Origin of the sequence: Rhodoferax sediminis (genome assembly GCF_006970865.1) — a bacterium.
Lineage (GTDB): Bacteria > Pseudomonadota > Gammaproteobacteria > Burkholderiales > Burkholderiaceae_C > Rhodoferax_A > Rhodoferax_A sediminis.
This window is the reverse complement of the sequence record NZ_CP035503.1, coordinates 2767144-2782094: the sequence shown is the minus strand read 5'-3', so window position 1 is coordinate 2782094 and position 14951 is coordinate 2767144. Positions and strand designations below refer to the sequence as shown.

13 protein-coding genes are annotated in these 14951 nt (G+C 65.9%); 9 read left to right on the top strand and 4 right to left on the bottom strand.

Translation table 11 applies throughout. The annotated features are described in order from the left end of the window. Window positions 1-73 precede the first annotated feature (73 nt). Genes hmgA through EUB48_RS13375 form a run of 7 tightly spaced genes read left to right on the top strand, consistent with a single transcriptional unit; the run spans window position 74 to window position 7041 of the window. Window positions 74-1390, top strand: coding sequence for a homogentisate 1,2-dioxygenase (hmgA, locus tag EUB48_RS13405; RefSeq protein ID WP_142819592.1), 1317 nt, complete (start codon window positions 74-76; stop codon window positions 1388-1390). Next, entirely contained in the window at window positions 1387-2673 is a 1287-nt protein-coding gene (gene fahA, locus EUB48_RS13400) for a fumarylacetoacetase (RefSeq protein WP_142819591.1), read from the top strand. The genes hmgA and fahA overlap by 4 nt, the downstream gene beginning before the upstream one ends. Beyond that, window positions 2670-3029: a hypothetical protein gene (locus EUB48_RS13395; protein ID WP_142819590.1), complete on the top strand. Its 360-nt coding sequence runs from the start codon at window positions 2670-2672 to the stop codon at window positions 3027-3029. The genes fahA and EUB48_RS13395 overlap by 4 nt, the downstream gene beginning before the upstream one ends. Further along, window positions 3019-4203: an MFS transporter gene (locus tag EUB48_RS13390; protein ID WP_142819589.1), complete on the top strand. Its 1185-nt coding sequence runs from the start codon at window positions 3019-3021 to the stop codon at window positions 4201-4203. Before EUB48_RS13395 ends, EUB48_RS13390 begins: the two co-directional genes overlap by 11 nt. 5 nt (window positions 4204-4208) lie before the next feature. Next, the gene (locus EUB48_RS13385) at window positions 4209-5132 is read left to right on the top strand and encodes a DMT family transporter (protein WP_142819588.1); all 924 of its coding nucleotides are present in this window, start codon (window positions 4209-4211) and stop codon (window positions 5130-5132) included. A gap of 23 nt (window positions 5133-5155) precedes the next feature. Then, on the top strand, window positions 5156-6340 hold the full coding sequence (locus EUB48_RS13380; protein ID WP_142819587.1) for an NADH:flavin oxidoreductase/NADH oxidase: 1185 nt from the start codon (window positions 5156-5158) through the stop codon (window positions 6338-6340). A gap of 5 nt (window positions 6341-6345) precedes the next feature. Then, window positions 6346-7041 (top strand): EthD domain-containing protein, encoded by a 696-nt coding sequence (locus EUB48_RS13375; RefSeq protein WP_142819586.1) that lies wholly within the window; start codon window positions 6346-6348, stop codon window positions 7039-7041. 32 nt (window positions 7042-7073) lie between these two features. Here EUB48_RS13375 and mltB read toward each other — a convergent pair whose 3' ends face one another. The 4 genes from mltB to EUB48_RS13355 form a co-directional block, all read right to left on the bottom strand. Next, window positions 7074-8162: a lytic murein transglycosylase B gene (gene mltB / locus EUB48_RS13370; RefSeq protein ID WP_142819585.1), complete on the bottom strand. Its 1089-nt coding sequence runs from the start codon at window positions 8160-8162 to the stop codon at window positions 7074-7076. After that, window positions 8162-10168 (bottom strand): transglutaminase TgpA family protein, encoded by a 2007-nt coding sequence (locus EUB48_RS13365; protein WP_142819584.1) that lies wholly within the window; start codon window positions 10166-10168, stop codon window positions 8162-8164. The genes mltB and EUB48_RS13365 overlap by 1 nt, the downstream gene beginning before the upstream one ends. A 526-nt stretch (window positions 10169-10694) precedes the next feature. After that, window positions 10695-11678: a DUF58 domain-containing protein gene (locus EUB48_RS13360; RefSeq protein ID WP_142819583.1), complete on the bottom strand. Its 984-nt coding sequence runs from the start codon at window positions 11676-11678 to the stop codon at window positions 10695-10697. Between the two features lie 44 nt (window positions 11679-11722). Then, window positions 11723-12643 (bottom strand): AAA family ATPase, encoded by a 921-nt coding sequence (locus tag EUB48_RS13355; protein WP_142819582.1) that lies wholly within the window; start codon window positions 12641-12643, stop codon window positions 11723-11725. A gap of 53 nt (window positions 12644-12696) precedes the next feature. Between EUB48_RS13355 and EUB48_RS13350 the strand changes: the two genes are divergently transcribed. Together EUB48_RS13350 and EUB48_RS13345 are read left to right on the top strand one after the other, a co-directional pair. Then, window positions 12697-13650 carry a histone deacetylase family protein gene (locus EUB48_RS13350; protein ID WP_142819581.1) on the top strand — a complete coding sequence of 318 codons (954 nt, stop codon included), beginning with the start codon at window positions 12697-12699 and terminating at the stop codon, window positions 13648-13650. A gap of 15 nt (window positions 13651-13665) precedes the next feature. Continuing rightward, window positions 13666-14949 carry a mechanosensitive ion channel family protein gene (locus EUB48_RS13345; RefSeq protein ID WP_142819580.1) on the top strand — a complete coding sequence of 428 codons (1284 nt, stop codon included), beginning with the start codon at window positions 13666-13668 and terminating at the stop codon, window positions 14947-14949. Window positions 14950-14951 lie beyond the last annotated feature (2 nt).

Sequence of the window (14951 nt, the reverse complement as noted above, 5' to 3'; positions counted from 1 at the left end):
ATTACCCTTATCTTGTCTTCCCAGGTTGCTACCGAAGTCATAGCATTCACGACCTTTGCAAGGAGTACAACCCATGCACTATCCGCCTACAGCCACCAATCTGCACTACCAGGCCGGCTTCGGCAACGAGCACGCCAGCGAGGCGGTGGCCGGCGCGCTGCCGCAGGGGTGCAACAGCCCGCAGCGCGCACCGCTGGATCTGTACCCCGAGCTGATTTCCGGCACCGCCTTCACCGCGCCGCGCCACGAGAACCGGCGCTCCTGGCTGTACCGGCGCCAGCCCTCGGTCGTCTCCGGCCGCTACCAGCCCTACGCGCAGACCGGCTGGAGCACCGGCGCCGACCGCGCCATCGCGCTGCCGCCCGAGCCGCTGCGCTGGCACCCGATCCCGCTAGATGGCGCTGAAACGGCTGGGGCGGACTTCGTTGACGGCATGTGCACGCTCGCCGCCAATGGCGATGCCGAGGCGCAGGTCGGCATCGGCTCGCTGGTCTATCGGGCCAACCGGTCCATGCAGCGGCGCGCCTTCGTCAATGCCGACGGCGAGCTGCTCATCGTGCCGCAGCAGGGGCGCCTGGTCCTCACCACCGAGATGGGCGTGCTCGAGGTCAAGCCCGGCGAGATCGCGCTGGTGCCGCGCGGCGTGGTGTTCAAGGTGGCCTTGCCCGACGGTCCCTCGCGCGGCTATGTCTGCGAGAACTACGGCGCGCAGTTCCGCCTGCCCGAACTCGGCCCCATCGGCTCCAACGGCCTGGCCAGCGCGCGCGATTTCCAGGCGCCTGTGGCCGCCTACGAAGACAGCTCCGGCGCGTACGAACTCGTGAAGAAATTCGGCGGCCGCTTCTGGTGCGCGCCGATGCAGCATTCGCCCTTCAACGTCATCGCCTGGCACGGCAACCTCACCCCGCTGAAGTACGACACCGCCAATTTCATGACCATCGGCTCGATCAGCTTCGACCACCCCGATCCGTCCATCTTCACCGTGCTCACCTCGCCCAGCGACACGCATGGCACCGCCAACTGCGACTTCGTGATCTTCCCGCCGCGCTGGCTGGTGATGGAAGACACCTTCCGTCCGCCCTGGTACCACCGCAACCTGATGAGCGAGTTCATGGGCCTGGTCTATGGCCAGTACGACGCCAAGCCCGGCGGCTTCAAGCCCGGTGGCGCCAGCCTGCATAACAGCATGGTGCCGCACGGGCCCGACGAGGAAGCCTTCGAGCGGGCCAGCCATGCCGACCTGAAGCCGCAGAAGCTCGACAACACGCTGGCCTTCATGTTCGAGAGCCGCTACCGTCTCGTTCCCACCGCCTGGGCGCTGCAAAGCCCGGCGCTCGACACCGACTACGCCGACTGCTGGGCCGGCCTCAAAGACAGGTTCAAACCATGAACACCCTCAACGAAACCCACGACCCGAAACTGCGCAGCTGGGTCGCTTCGGCCAATGAGGCCGGCTGCGACTTCCCCGTTCAGAACCTGCCGTTCGGGCGCTTTCGCACGGCGCGCGGCGTTGAGGCCCTGCGCATCGGCGTCGCGATCGGCGACCAGGTGCTGGATCTACGCGCAACCGGCCTGATCCACACCGACGACATGAACGCACTGATGGCTGCCAGCCCGGCGGATCGTCGGGCGCTGCGCGCCGCGATCTCCGCCGGCCTGGCCGAGGGCAGCAGCCGGCAGGGGGCCTGGCAGGGCGCCCTGCACGCGCAATCCGCGCTCGAGATGGCCGTGCCCTGCCACATTGGCGACTACACCGACTTCTACACCGGCATCCATCACGCCACCACGGTGGGCAAGCTGTTCCGCCCGGACAACCCTTTGATGCCCAACTACAAATGGGTGCCGATCGGCTACCACGGACGGGCCTCGTCAATCGGCGTCAGCGGCCAGCACTTGCGGCGCCCGCTCGGCCAGCTCAAGGGCGCGGCCGATGCGCCCCCCGTGCTCGGCCTCACGCAGCGGCTCGACTACGAGCTCGAACTCGGTTACTTCGCGGGTGCGGGCAACGCGCTCGGCGAGCCGATTCCGATGGGCGAGGCCGAGCAGCACCTGTTCGGCCTCGCGCTGTTCAACGACTGGTCGGCGCGCGACGTGCAGGCCTGGGAATATGTGCCGCTCGGGCCCTTCCTGTCGAAGAACTTCGCCTCCACGGTCTCGCCCTGGATCGTGACCATGGAGGCGCTGGCCCCGTTCCGCGCGCCTCTCAAACGTCCTGCGGGCGATCCTCAGCCGCTGCCGTACCTTGACTCGGCCGCGAACCGCGAACACGGCGCGCTCGACATCACGCTGGAAGTCTGGCTGCAGACCGCAAAGATGCGCGAGGCCGGCGCGCCGGCGGTGCGCCTGACCAGGGGCAACGCCCGCGAAGCGGCCTACTGGACGCCGGCGCAGCTGATCGCACACCACACCGTGGGCGGCTGCAACCTGCAGCCGGGCGACCTGCTCGGCTCGGGCACGCTCTCGGGACGCAAGCCTGACGAGGCCGGCTCGCTGCTCGAACTGACCCTGGGCGGCAAGAACCGGATCACGCTGCCCAATGGCGAGAGCCGCACCTTCCTGGAAGACGGCGACACGCTCACGCTGCGCGGCTGCTGCGAGCGGGCGGGGGCCGTGCGCATCGGGCTGGGGGAGTGCGCCGGCACCGTGCTGCCCGCCGTTGCGCTCGACGCATGAGCACCCCGCACCCGTTGCTGGCCTCCTTGCAGACCCCGGAGCGGGGCAAGGTGGTTTCCGCACAGGAAGCGGTGCGCCTGATTCGCGACGGCGACACCGTGGCGACCAGCGGCTTCGTCGGCATCGGCTTCGCCGAAGATATCGCGCTCGCGCTGGAGGTGCTCTATCTGATGACCGGTGCACGCCGGGTTGTTGTTGCAATGACCTATCGTTTCCGCGCTGAGCCCAAGATCGTTAAGCGCCGCGGCTTGCTAGCCACCGTAACACGTCGTGTCGTCCTGGTATTCACTGAACTCACACACATCCGACCCACGCAGAAGGGACTCATACTTCAAGAAAGTGCACATGAGCGTTGAGGCTATCTCACCCAGGATGCTGTGGCTTCTGAGCATCTGCGCGTTTGCGAGCATGGCTTCCATGCGCGTTTGTGATGCCATGTTGCCCGCATTGGCTTTCGATTTCTCGACGACGGCGGGGCAGGTGGCTCGTGCGATATCCGCATTCGCATTGGCATACGGCCTGCTTCAGTTGTTCTACGGCCCCTTGGGCGACCGCTACGGGAAGGTGCGCGTCATCGGCTTCGCCACATTGGCCTGTACCTTGGGAAACGTGGGCGCGGCATTTTCGTCGAACCTGGATTGGCTTGTCGCGAGCCGGATCGCATCCGGTGCGGCCGCAGCAGGCATCATCCCGCTGACCATGGCATGGATTGGTGACAACGTCCCGTACGCTGGTCGCCAGGAAGTGCTCGCACGACTTCTTGGTGCGACGGTGTTCGGCATGATTGCCGGCCAGTGGGTTGGTGGCCTTGTGGCGGACACACTCGGTTGGCGAGCGGCCTTTGCGATGCTGGCAGTGCTGTTTCTGGCCAGCGGGCTGCTGCTTGTTAGCTGGGGCGGGCAGACCCTGACACAACCCCAGGGTCACGTCGAAAGTGCGGTGCGCCGTACGGGGGCAGTGTTGGCTGTTCCCTGGGCGCGGGCAGTCCTTGCTGTGACTTTCGTTGAAGGGGCTCTCGCATACAGTGCGATCGCCTTCATTCCCAGCCAGCTTCACGCGCAATTCGATTTGTCGATGCCGGCTGCCGGCGGGATTGTGGCGTTATATGGCGTCGGCGGCCTGATCTACAGCCGCTCTGCCCGAATGTTGGTTCGACGTCTTGGCGAGGCAAATCTGGCGAGGCTCGGCGGTGTCTGCATGGCAATCGCGTTCGGCACACTTGCGTGGGCACCGTCCTGGCGTTGGGCCCTGCCGGCCTGCCTGATTGCGGGTTTCGGGTTCTACGCACTGCACAATACCCTGCAGACCAACGCGACGCAAATGGCGCCTGCGGCACGCGGAACGGCGGTCTCGTTATTTGCATGTGTCCTGTTCCTCGGGCAATCGCTCGGCGTGTTAGTGGCTGCTTGGTTCGTTGACCGCCTCTCTGCGGCACCCGTCTTTGCGTTTTCGGCGCTCGGGCTGCTTTTGCTCGGCGGCTCTTTCGCGATGCTGATGGCGCTGCATCGACGTACGTTGAAGGAGTCCTAGGTCCGATGCCGTCCACGAAACAGAAGCAATCCGCCGCGGTACAGGGGGCGCTGATCGGCGCCATGGCAGTGTGGGGTCTAAATGTCACGGCGGTGAAGCTGCTGACTGCATCGTTCGAGCCGACGACACTGGCAACGTTACGAATGATCGTGGCCTGCGCTGCGCTGACCGTCATCGTGCTGTGGAAGCGCTGCGGTGTGCCGGCGCTGACGTGGCGCCAGTTTGGCGCCGTGATCGTTTGTGCGGTCCTCATGGTCTACGCCAACCAGATCCTGTTTGCCGAAGGTCTGCTTCGCTCGACGGCGACGAATGGCGCGCTGATCATGGCCTTGAGCCCGCTGGTGTCGGCGCTGCTGGCAGCGCTCGCATTTCGTGAACGACTGACCCCGCAACGTGTGTGTGGTGTCGTGCTCGGCTTTGCCGGCGTTGCGGCTGTTGTGCTCAGTCACCCGGGCGCGGGCTTATCGAGTGCTGGATCCGGTGATCTGATGCTCATTGGAGCCGTGGTGAGTTTTGCCGCCGGTGGCGCGATTGTCCAGCGACTGGCGCGGCAATTGCATCCACTCTCCATTAGCTGGGCCATTTACCTAATTGGCACCCTGTTGTTGGCTGGGCATGACGCGCTCGGCTCAACACCGTTTAATGCCGCGTCGTTGTTTCCTGGGTGGTGGCCATGGGCGCTTGTGCTGTTTTCGGGAATTCTGGCCACCGCCGTCTGCAACCTTATCTGGAATCGTGCGATCGCGGCGATCGGGGTGGCGCGCACAGCTATCTTTTTGTACTGGGTGCCGGTCTTTGGTGTTGCATTTGCCGCACTGCTGCTCGGTGAGACCCTGACACTTTGGCATCTTGCCGGCTTCGCTGCGGTGATGGCCGGCACCTATCTGGGGATGCGGCAGCCAGCTCCTTTGTCCATCGTCGCGCCTTGAGCGCTCCTTGTCCACACTCCACCATGACCACCATCGATCCCTTGCTCTTCCACCCCATGCAACTACGCGAACTCGTTCTGAGCAACCGCATCGTAATCTCACCGATGTGCCAGCATGCGGCCGAAGCGGGCCACGCAACGCCGTGGCATCTGGTTCATCTCGGTAAATTCGCGCTCGGCGGAGCCGGACTGATCCTCACCGAAAGCACTGCAGTCGATCCACGCGGTCGCATCGGCACCGCCGATCTCGGCTTGTGGAAAGACAGCCAGGTCAAGCCACTGAAGGCCGTCGTCGATTTCGTTCATGCCAACGGCGGCGCAATCGGTGTGCAACTGGCCCATGCCGGCCGCAAGGCCGGCAGCCAGCCGCTGTGGGAGGGCGGCGCAGCCCTGAGCGAAGCGCGACTCGCGAGCGACGAAGAGCCATGGCAGCGGCTGGGTCCCAGCGCGCTACCGGCGGGGCCGGGATGGTCCGCCCCCGCGGTGCTGGATCACGAGGGCATCGCGAATATCGTTCAGAGCTTTGTCGATGCGACTGCGAGGGCGGAGCGGGCAGGCTTTGATGTGGTTGAGCTGCACTTCGGTCACGGCTACCTCGTCGCAAGCTTCCTGTCTCCCAACGCGAATCACCGTATCGACGAATGGGGCGGCAGCCTGGACGGGCGTATGCGCCTGGCGCTCGACATCGCGCGCAGGGTGCGCTTGGCGTGGCCGGCGCACAAGCCACTCTTCTGTCGCCTCTCGGCGGTCGATGGCAGTGTCGATGGCTGGAGCCTCGATGACTCCATCGTGCTGGCGCGCGAGCTCGCCCAATGCGGCGTAGACGTCATCGATTGTTCGTCCGGCGGCTTGACCGAAGAGACGCGTGCGCTGCCGGTGCCGCGCGGGCTGGGTTTTCAGGTGCCGTTCTCCGAGCGGATTCGTCACGAAGCAAAAGTCAGGACGCAAGCCGTCGGAATGATCGTCGATGCGCAGCAGGCGGAGGATGTACTGGCGCAAGGCAAGGCGGACCTGATTGCCCTCGGCCGCGAAGCCCTCTTCGATCCCTATTGGCCGCACCACGCCGCCGTCGCCCTTGGTGTCGATCCCGCATACAAGCGCTGGCCTGTCCGTCACGGCGTCTGGCTGGCGAAGCGCGCGCCAGGTCTGGCCCGTGCGCGTATCGAGGCAGCCAGAAATTTAATCGCATCAACCACCAACCAGGAGTGAAGACAATGAACGTGAGAATGGGCTTGATCCGCAAGAAGGCGGATTGGACGACAGAGGATTTCCAGGCATATTGGCGCAGCCAGCACGGACCGCTCGCCGCGCGCGCGCCGAATCTGCGCGGCTACTGGCAGAACGCCGTAACCGATCGACTTCAGCGAGGCATCGACTTCGCACGGGGGCCCTGGGATTTCGATGGCTTCTCGCAGCTGTGGTTTGACGATGCAAAACAGGCGCGTCACGCTTTCACCGACAGCGATCTCGCAGCGGCGCTTATCGCTGACGAGAATCACTTCCTTGGCGATCTGCACATCATTACCGCGCAGCAAGTTGAGGTCGTGGCCGTTCCCGCGGAGCCCGCCCGCGGCAAATTGCTGAAGCGGATCTCGACGTTGCGGAGGCGCATGGACGTCACTGAAGGCGACTTTCGGCGCGAGTGGAAAGTCCACGGTGACCTGGTGCGCGAGATGCCAGGCGTGAGCGGCTACCGGCAGAACGTGGTGGTCGAACGCGAGTTGATAAAAGGCCAGCCCTGCGGCTACGACCAGCTCCCGATCGACGGTATCGTCGAACTCTGGTTTGAAAACCCCGAGACGCTGGAAGCGGCTTTCTCCTCCCCTCAAGGTCAGCGGACGATGGCTCACGCGAAGACGTTTCTGGCCGAGATCACGGCATTCCTGGTGGTCGAACGCAGGATTGTTTGAATGGAAGTCACGAGCCTTGGCCCGCCAGAGCCTTACAGCCCGCCCTTCATTGCGGCCGCCACCTGCTGCCCCAGCTCCAGTACCGCCATCGCGTAGTAGCTGGACTGGTTGTAGCGCGTGATCACGTAGAAGTTCTCGGTGCCGGCCACATAGGTGGGCCCGTCATCGCCGTTTTCCAGTTCGATCAATGCCAGAGGGCCGGGGTTCTTGAGCGCATCGCCTTGCAGGACGGCGCCTTTGGCCATGAAGCCGGCGACGCTGAAGGTGGGCAGGATGTCGGGCGCCAGCAGGGCGGCCAGGTCGAGCCTGGCGGGATCAAAACTCACAGGATAGGTGGCCGGCATGCCCGGGTGCCAGCCGAACGCGCGGAAGTAGTTGGCCACCGAGCCGATGGCGTCAACCGCGCTGCCAGACAGATCGATCCTGCCGTCGCCATCGAAGTCCACGGCGAAACGGCGCCAGCTCGATGGCATGAACTGCGGCATGCCCATGGCGCCGGCGTAGCTGCCCAGTGGCGCCAACGGGTCCACGCCGGTGCGACTGCTCAGCGTCAAAAACTGTTCGAGCTCGCCCTTGAAGAATTCACTGCGCACCGCGGCCCGCGGGTGCGCGGCCGGGAAGTCGAACGCCAGCGTGGCCAGCGCGTCGATCACGCGAAAGCTGCCCATTTGCTGGCCGTAGATGGTCTCCACGCCGATGATGCCGACGATGATTTCGGGTGGCACGCCATATTCCTGCTCGGCGCGCGCCAATGCATCGCGGTTGGCTTGCCAGAAGCGCACGCCGGCGCGGATCCGGATGGGGTCGATGAAGCGGCTGCGGTACACCTGCCAGTTCTTGGCAGCGCCCTTTGGTGCCGGCAGCATGAGGCGCGCCACGTTCGGCAAATAGCAGGCCTGGCCGATCGCCTGGCGCACCCACGCGGGGTCGAGGTTGCGGCGCTGCGCGATGTCGTCGGCGGTGCGCATGGCATCATCACGGGTGGCATAGGCGGGGCCTTGTGTGGGGCCGCTGGCGGTCGCGGCCTGTACCTTGATTCTCAAGGGTTTTTGGGCTGTAGCCCCCGTGGACAGTGCGCAAGCCGCTATAAAAACAAGAGTGAATGGAATGAATCTCGACATCAGCGGGGCCAGTGGAGTTGTTTGAATGCGCGTTGCAGTGTAGCCAGAGAGCCGTGCGGGTTTCTCGCATAACGCTGCGCCTCGAGCTGCAGCAGCCATTGCGCCAGGGCCGTGGCGGCACTGCCAAAGCGCAGTTGTACGGCGTCGGCCATTTGCCGCGGCGGCGTGGTCGGCGCAAGGTCGAGCCCGGACTCCCGCAACTTCGTGCGGGCGCTCTCGAGCAGGCGCAGCCAGGGGTCGTGCTGGCGCCGCTCCCACAGCGTCCAGGCGGCGATGCACAGACTCACCAACACGATGATGCCGATCAACACGTAGCTCAGGTCTTCCCAACTGGGCGAGTCGAAGCCGAGGTTCTTGAGCAGGCCCAACTGCTTGCTCTGCGTGTAGTTCAGCACCCACTGGTTCCAGCCGTTGTTCATCGCGTCCCACATGGCGCGCAGGTCCAGCGCCAGGTCGGGGCTGACGCCGCCGATGGCCGAGGCGATGAATCCGCGCGGCGCCTGCAGCCGCGCCAGCGTGCCGATGCGCCCGGGCGCCACGGCGGCGGTCGGGTCCACGCGCACCCAGCCGCGCCCGGCCAGCCAGACCTCGGCCCAGGCGTGGGCGTCGCTCTGGCGCACGACCCAGAAACCGTCGAGGCTGTTGCGCTCGCCGCCCTGGTAGCCGGTGACCACGCGGGCCGGCACACCCAGCGCGCGCATCAGCACCACGAAAGCGGACGCGATGTGTTCGCAAAAACCCTGCTTGCGGTCGAACCAGAATTCGTCGGCGCTGTTCGGGCCGTACACGCCGGGCTCCAGCGTGTAGGTGTAGCCGCCGCTGCGCAGGCGCGCCAGCACCACGCCCACCAGTGCGGCCGTGTCGGCATTGGCATAGCGCGGGTTGCGCCGGATCTCGGCGGCCAGCGCCAGCGTGCGCGGGTTGAAGCCGGCGGGCAGCGCGACATCGTCCCGCAAGCCGGCCGTGGCGCGCTGCGGCCCCTGTCGATAATCGACATGGCTCGTGGCGCGGTAGCGCACGATGTCGGTGAGGGGGCGGTCGGTGCGCCATTGCAGGTCGGGCGTCATCGTCAGCTCGTAGCCGGGTAGCTCGGGTTTTTGATCGGCCGCGTCGAGCACGAACAGCCAAGGTCGATTCGTCGGTTCCAGCGTGACCTCGTACCTGATCGCGCTGCCAAATACCTGCAGATCGGCAGGCGCGCGCGTTCGCGGTGCCAGGCCGGCATCAAGGCGTGACGCCTGACGTCGCCATTCGCGGCCGTCGAACGCGGCCAGCACCGGGCCGCGAAAGTACAGGTCGGATTGCGGCGGCACCGGCCCTTCAAACCGGATGCGCATGGCAATGCTGTCGTCCAGCGCCAGGCTCGCGATGTTGCCGACCTGCATGCTGGCCGAGAGCCCGCTGCGCCCGCTCATGGCGTCGCTCGGAATGCCCCACAGCGGCGCCAGCCGCGGGAACAGCACGAACAGCACGGCCATGATGGGCGCGCCCAGCAGCGCCATCCAGCTGGCGGTTTTGGCGGCCTGCGCCAGCGGTGGTTTGCCCACTGGCATGTGGGCATTGACCAGCGCCGTCAGCAAGCCCAGCAGCGCCACCAGCATCGCCGCGGCGGTGAGCAGCGACTGCGAGAAAAAGAAGTTGGTGAGCATCGTGAAGAAGCCCAGAAAGAAGATCACGAAGGCGTCGCGGCGCGCGCGCAGCTCCAGCGTCTTGAGCGCCAGCAGCACGACGATCAGCGTCACGCCGGCGTCGCGCCCCAGCAGCGTGCGGTGCGTGAGCAGCGTGGCGCCGATCGCCACGGCCAGCAGGCCGAGCAGCCACCAGTTGCCCGGCAGCGGGCGCGAGGTGAACGCGAGCCAGCCGCGCCAGACCAGCACGCCGGCGGCCAGCGCGCTGCACCACAGCGGCAGACGGCCCACCTGCGGCAGGACGACCCAGCCGATGACCGCCAGCAGGAACAGGGTGTCGCGGGCCTCGCGGGGCAGAGTGGAGAGGCGGGTCAGCATGCCGGGTTTCGCTGCGGCGGGCGGGAGTCGGGATGTGCGCCCGACGGCGCAGTAACTTTTCTTTGAGTGCCCAAAGAAAAGTCACCAAAAGAAAGGGCAGCCGCAGACACGGCCCCTGCGGGGTGCCTTGCGCTGCTCGGCCGTGCCAGGACGGCGGGGACCGGGTACCAATACAAATTCACCGGGTACCAATACAAATTCAATACCAGATACAAAACCCCACTGGGACGCGCCATGGCGCGTCCTTGTTGACTTGGGTGTCCGGCTGTTTTGGCCGTCCTCACGCCGTCATGAGGAGGCGAGTAGCGCAGAGCCGGGCGGATCAGGGGCGCAGATGTTTGAGCCCGAAGGGCGAGTTTCTGCGCACCCCGCCTGGATCGAGCAACGCAGCGTGCCCGCAGGGCCGACGAATCCGGCTCGCCTTCTCTTTGCTTACTTTCTCTTGGCGAAGCAAGAGAAAGTGAGGCGCCCGCCGGGGCGCAACCCGGCCAGCCAGCGCCAGCGCCAGCACACAGGACGCGCCCCTTCAACATAACGCCAGCGCCTCCAGGCACCGCTTGCGATGCCCGGGACCGCTATCCGGCTGGATTTCCACCCCCGGCAGTCGCAACCCGTAGTCGATCCCGAGCCGGTCTGCCGCCAGCACCCAGGCACACAGCCGCGAGAGCCGGTGCTCGGTGCTGCGCGGACCTGCCTGCGCCAGGTCCAGCCACAGCTCATAGCGCTGGGCCTGCTCGGTGTCGCGGCTGACGAGCTCATCAGAGCCGCGGGCCAGCGCTTTGGCGGCCTGTTTCCAGACCACGCGCTTCAAGGGGTCGCCGCGCCGGTAGGCCCGCACACCATCGAACTCCGTGCCGCCTTGTACCTGCGTTGCAGCCGGGCCGCCCGAGCGCGGTTCGCCCGCGGGCAACGGCGGTGCAAAAGCTTCGGGCTTGGGATAGACCAGCACTTGTGCGGCGGGCCGCCATATCGTCCAGACGCGGAACGTGCCCAGTGGGAAGCGGGTTTCGGCAGTCAGCGTGGGCGCGCGGTGCAGGCCGCGCTGACCGGGCTGGAAGGCCACCTGTACCGTGGCGCTGCCCTGCGCCGGCACGTCGGTCCAGGCCCAGTGATGGGCGCCCAGCACGGACAGGCCAATGCCGTGCCGCACGGACCGACGCCGGCTCACAAGATTGATATCAAACAGGGCGCTAGTCCCCATGAAACATTCTCCGGGCGCTATCAAGTTCATAGTAATGCCGCGCAGCGTGCCGTGGCACACGTACATGCCCACCACGGCGCTGCCGGCCAGCAGGAAAGTCAGCAAATAGCCCAGGTTGAGCTGGTAGTTGATGGAGGCCACCAGCAGCACCGCCAGGGTCGCGCCCAGCATGAAACCGGCTCGCGTCGGCAGGATGTAGACGTTGCGCTGGGTCAGCGTGATGCTGTCCGACAGCGGCAGCCGCGCCTGCCACCACTGGCGAAAGCGGTGCCGCGCGAACGTGAACGGGTTGAAGACGGCAGGGTTCATCGCGCCCCCTCGAGGGGGAGGAGTCGAAGACGCTTCGGAGGGAGTCACGGCAACTGCACGGCCTCGATCATGGCGCGCACCTGCTCCACCGAACCGCGCCCGGCGTCGCCCACCGGGGTCAGGCGGTGCGCCACGGTCTGCGCCAGGATGGCCTGCACGTCGTCCGGCGCGGCGTAGTCGCGCCCGCACAGGAGCGCCTGGGCCTTGGCGGCGCGCAGCACGGCAATGCCGGCGCGCGGGGACAGGCCCATGGCGAACCAGCGGCCCGAGCGCGTGGCGGCGACCAGATCCTGCACGTAGTTGAGCAGCGGCTCGGCCGCATGCACCTGCAGCACCTGCTGCTGCAGGCTGTGCAGATCATCCAGCGTGAGCATGCCGGGCAACGCCTCCACCATGTCGCGCCGGTCGCTGCCGGTCAGCAGCTGGCGCTCGGCGGTGCGGTCCGGATAGCCCAGCGAGATGCGCATCAGGAAACGGTCGAGCTGCGACTCGGGCAGCGCATAGGTGCCGAGCTGGTCGTGCGGATTTTGCGTGGCGATCACGAAAAACGGCGAGGGCAGGGCGCGGGTTTCGCCCTCCACGGTGACCTGCTTTTCCTCCATGGCTTCCAGCAGCGCGCTCTGGGTTTTTGGGCTGGCGCGGTTGATCTCGTCGGCCAGCAGCACCTGCGCGAAGATCGGGCCGGGGTGGAACACGAAGGCTTCCTTGCCGCGCTCGTAGATCGATACGCCCGACAAGTCGCTGGGCATCAGGTCGGCGGTGAACTGCACGCGCGAAAAATGCAGGCCGAAGGCGCGCGCCAGCGCATGGGCCAGCGTGGTCTTGCCGACCCCGGGGACGTCCTCGATCAACAGGTGCCCGCCCGCCAGCAGGCAGGCCACGCAGTCCTGGACCTGGGCCGATTTGCCGACAATCACCGTGTTAAGCTGATTCAGAAGCGATTTGAGTTTTTCCTGGTGCTGCATGACATGACCATAACCGAAAAGTTTTCGGGAAATTCGAGACAAGGGCCGACGCTGTGAACAAGACGGGCTATTTCACCCACCCCGAGTGCCGCAAGCATGAAATGGGGCCCGGTCACCCCGAATGCCCCGAGCGCCTCGACGCGATTGCCGACCGGCTGCTGGTCACGGGGGTCCGCGATGCGCTGGATTTGCGCGAGGCGCCGGCAGCTCCGCTGGCCGACATCGAGCTGGCGCATGACCGGATGTATGTGGCGTCCTTGCGCGGCCTCTCCGACGGGCTCAAGGAAGAAATTCTGGCCGGCGGCCCCGCCTATGCCCAAGTGGACCCGGATACGGCCATGAACGAGCACACCTGGGATGCGGCGCTGCATGCGGCCGGGGCGGTACTGGCGGCGACCGACGCGGTGGTGGCGGGTGAACTGGAAAACGCGTTTTGCGCGATACGCCCGCCCGGGCACCATGCCTGTCGCAGCAAGGCCATGGGATTCTGCTTTTTCAACAACGTGGCCATCGGCGCCAAATATGCGCTGGAGCGGCATGGCCTGAAGCGCGTCGCGATCGTGGACTTCGACGTGCACCATGGCAACGGCACCGAGGACATCCTGAGCGGCGACGACCGGGTGCTGATGGTGGGTTTCTTTCAGCACCCGTTTTACCCTTATACCGGCACCGAATTCCCGGCCGACAACATGGTGAATGTGCCGGTGCCGGCCTACACGCGCGGCATGGCCATCCGCGAGTTGATCGACATCGTCTGGCTGCCGCGCCTGGACGCCTTCAAGCCCGAGATGATTTTCATGAGTGCCGGCTTCGACGCGCACCGCGAGGACGACATGGGCCAGCTCGGCCTGACCGAGCAGGACTATGCCTGGATCACCTGGCGCATCAAGGAGATGGCCCGGCGCCACGCCAGGGGCCGCATCGTCTCCTGCCTGGAAGGTGGCTATAACCTGAATGCACTGGCGCGCAGTGTGGAAGCGCACCTGCGTGTGCTGGCCGACGTTTGATCAAGAGGAGCTTGCATGGCAGGCGTAATGGCTGCACCGCCGCGGATTGACGACTTTCACGACTGGTTTGTCGCGCTGACGCAACCGACGGCGCTGACCGAGCTGGCGGTGCTGGCCGGCTGTGTCGTGCTGGCCTGGGGACTGACCTGGCTGGCGCGCCGATCCGTGGGGGAGCCTCCGGACCCCAACTCCATCTGGTTTGGTCGCAGGATCATTGACGGCGTGATGTTTCCGTTGCTGTTGTTGTGTGTCGGCTATATGGCGCGGGAGGCATTGGCCCACCGGATCCCGATGGCGGTGTTCCGGATCGCGATTCCGGTTCTGGTGTCGCTGGCGGCGATCCGGCTTGGCGTCAAGGTGTTGCAGATTGCCTTCAAGGCGGCACCCCTCGTGCGTGCGCTGGAGCGGACCATCTCGTGGCTGGCCTGGATCGCCATGGTGCTGTGGGTCAGCGGTCTGCTGCCGCTGATGCTCGATGAGCTGGACCAGATTACCTGGAAAGTGGGCGGCAGCCGGATTTCGGTCACGACGATGATCGCGGGCGCGTTGACGGCGGGGGCGGTGCTGCTGGTCACGCTGTGGATCTCGGCGGCCATCGAGGGCCGCCTGCTGCGCAAGGCAACGGGCAGCGAGCTGTCCGTGCGCATTGCCATCAGCAATGCGATCCGCGCGCTGTTGATGTTTGTCGGGTTGCTGGTGGCTTTGTCGGCCGTCGGCATCGATCTCACGACACTCTCGGTGCTGGGCGGCGCGATCGGCGTGGGCATCGGCCTGGGCCTGCAGCAACTGGCGGCCAACTATGTCAGCGGCTTTGTCATTCTGGCCGAGCGCAGCGTGCGCATTGGCGACAACGTGCGCGTCGATACCTTTGAGGGCCGCATCACCAACATCAATGCCCGCTACACCCTGATCCGCTCGACTTCCGGTCGCGAGTCCATCGTGCCCAACGCGATGATGACGGCCCAGCGGGTGGAAAACCTCTCGCTGGCCGATACACGGGTGTGGCTGTCCACGGTGGTATCCGTCGGCTACGAGAGTGACGTGGATCTGGTGATGCGCCTGCTGGTCGATGCCGCAGCCCGGTGCCCGCGCGTGCTGCGCGATCCCGCGCCCGCCGCGGCGCTGTCGGCGTTCGGCGCCGACGGCCTGGAGTTCACGGTGGGCTTCTGGATTTCAGACCCCGAGAACGGCCAGCTCGGCCTGCGCTCGCAGATCAATCTGGCGATCCTGCGCTCGCTGCGCGAGCACCACATCGACATTCCGTACCCGCAGCGGGTGGTTCACGTCAAGCCAAACTGAGG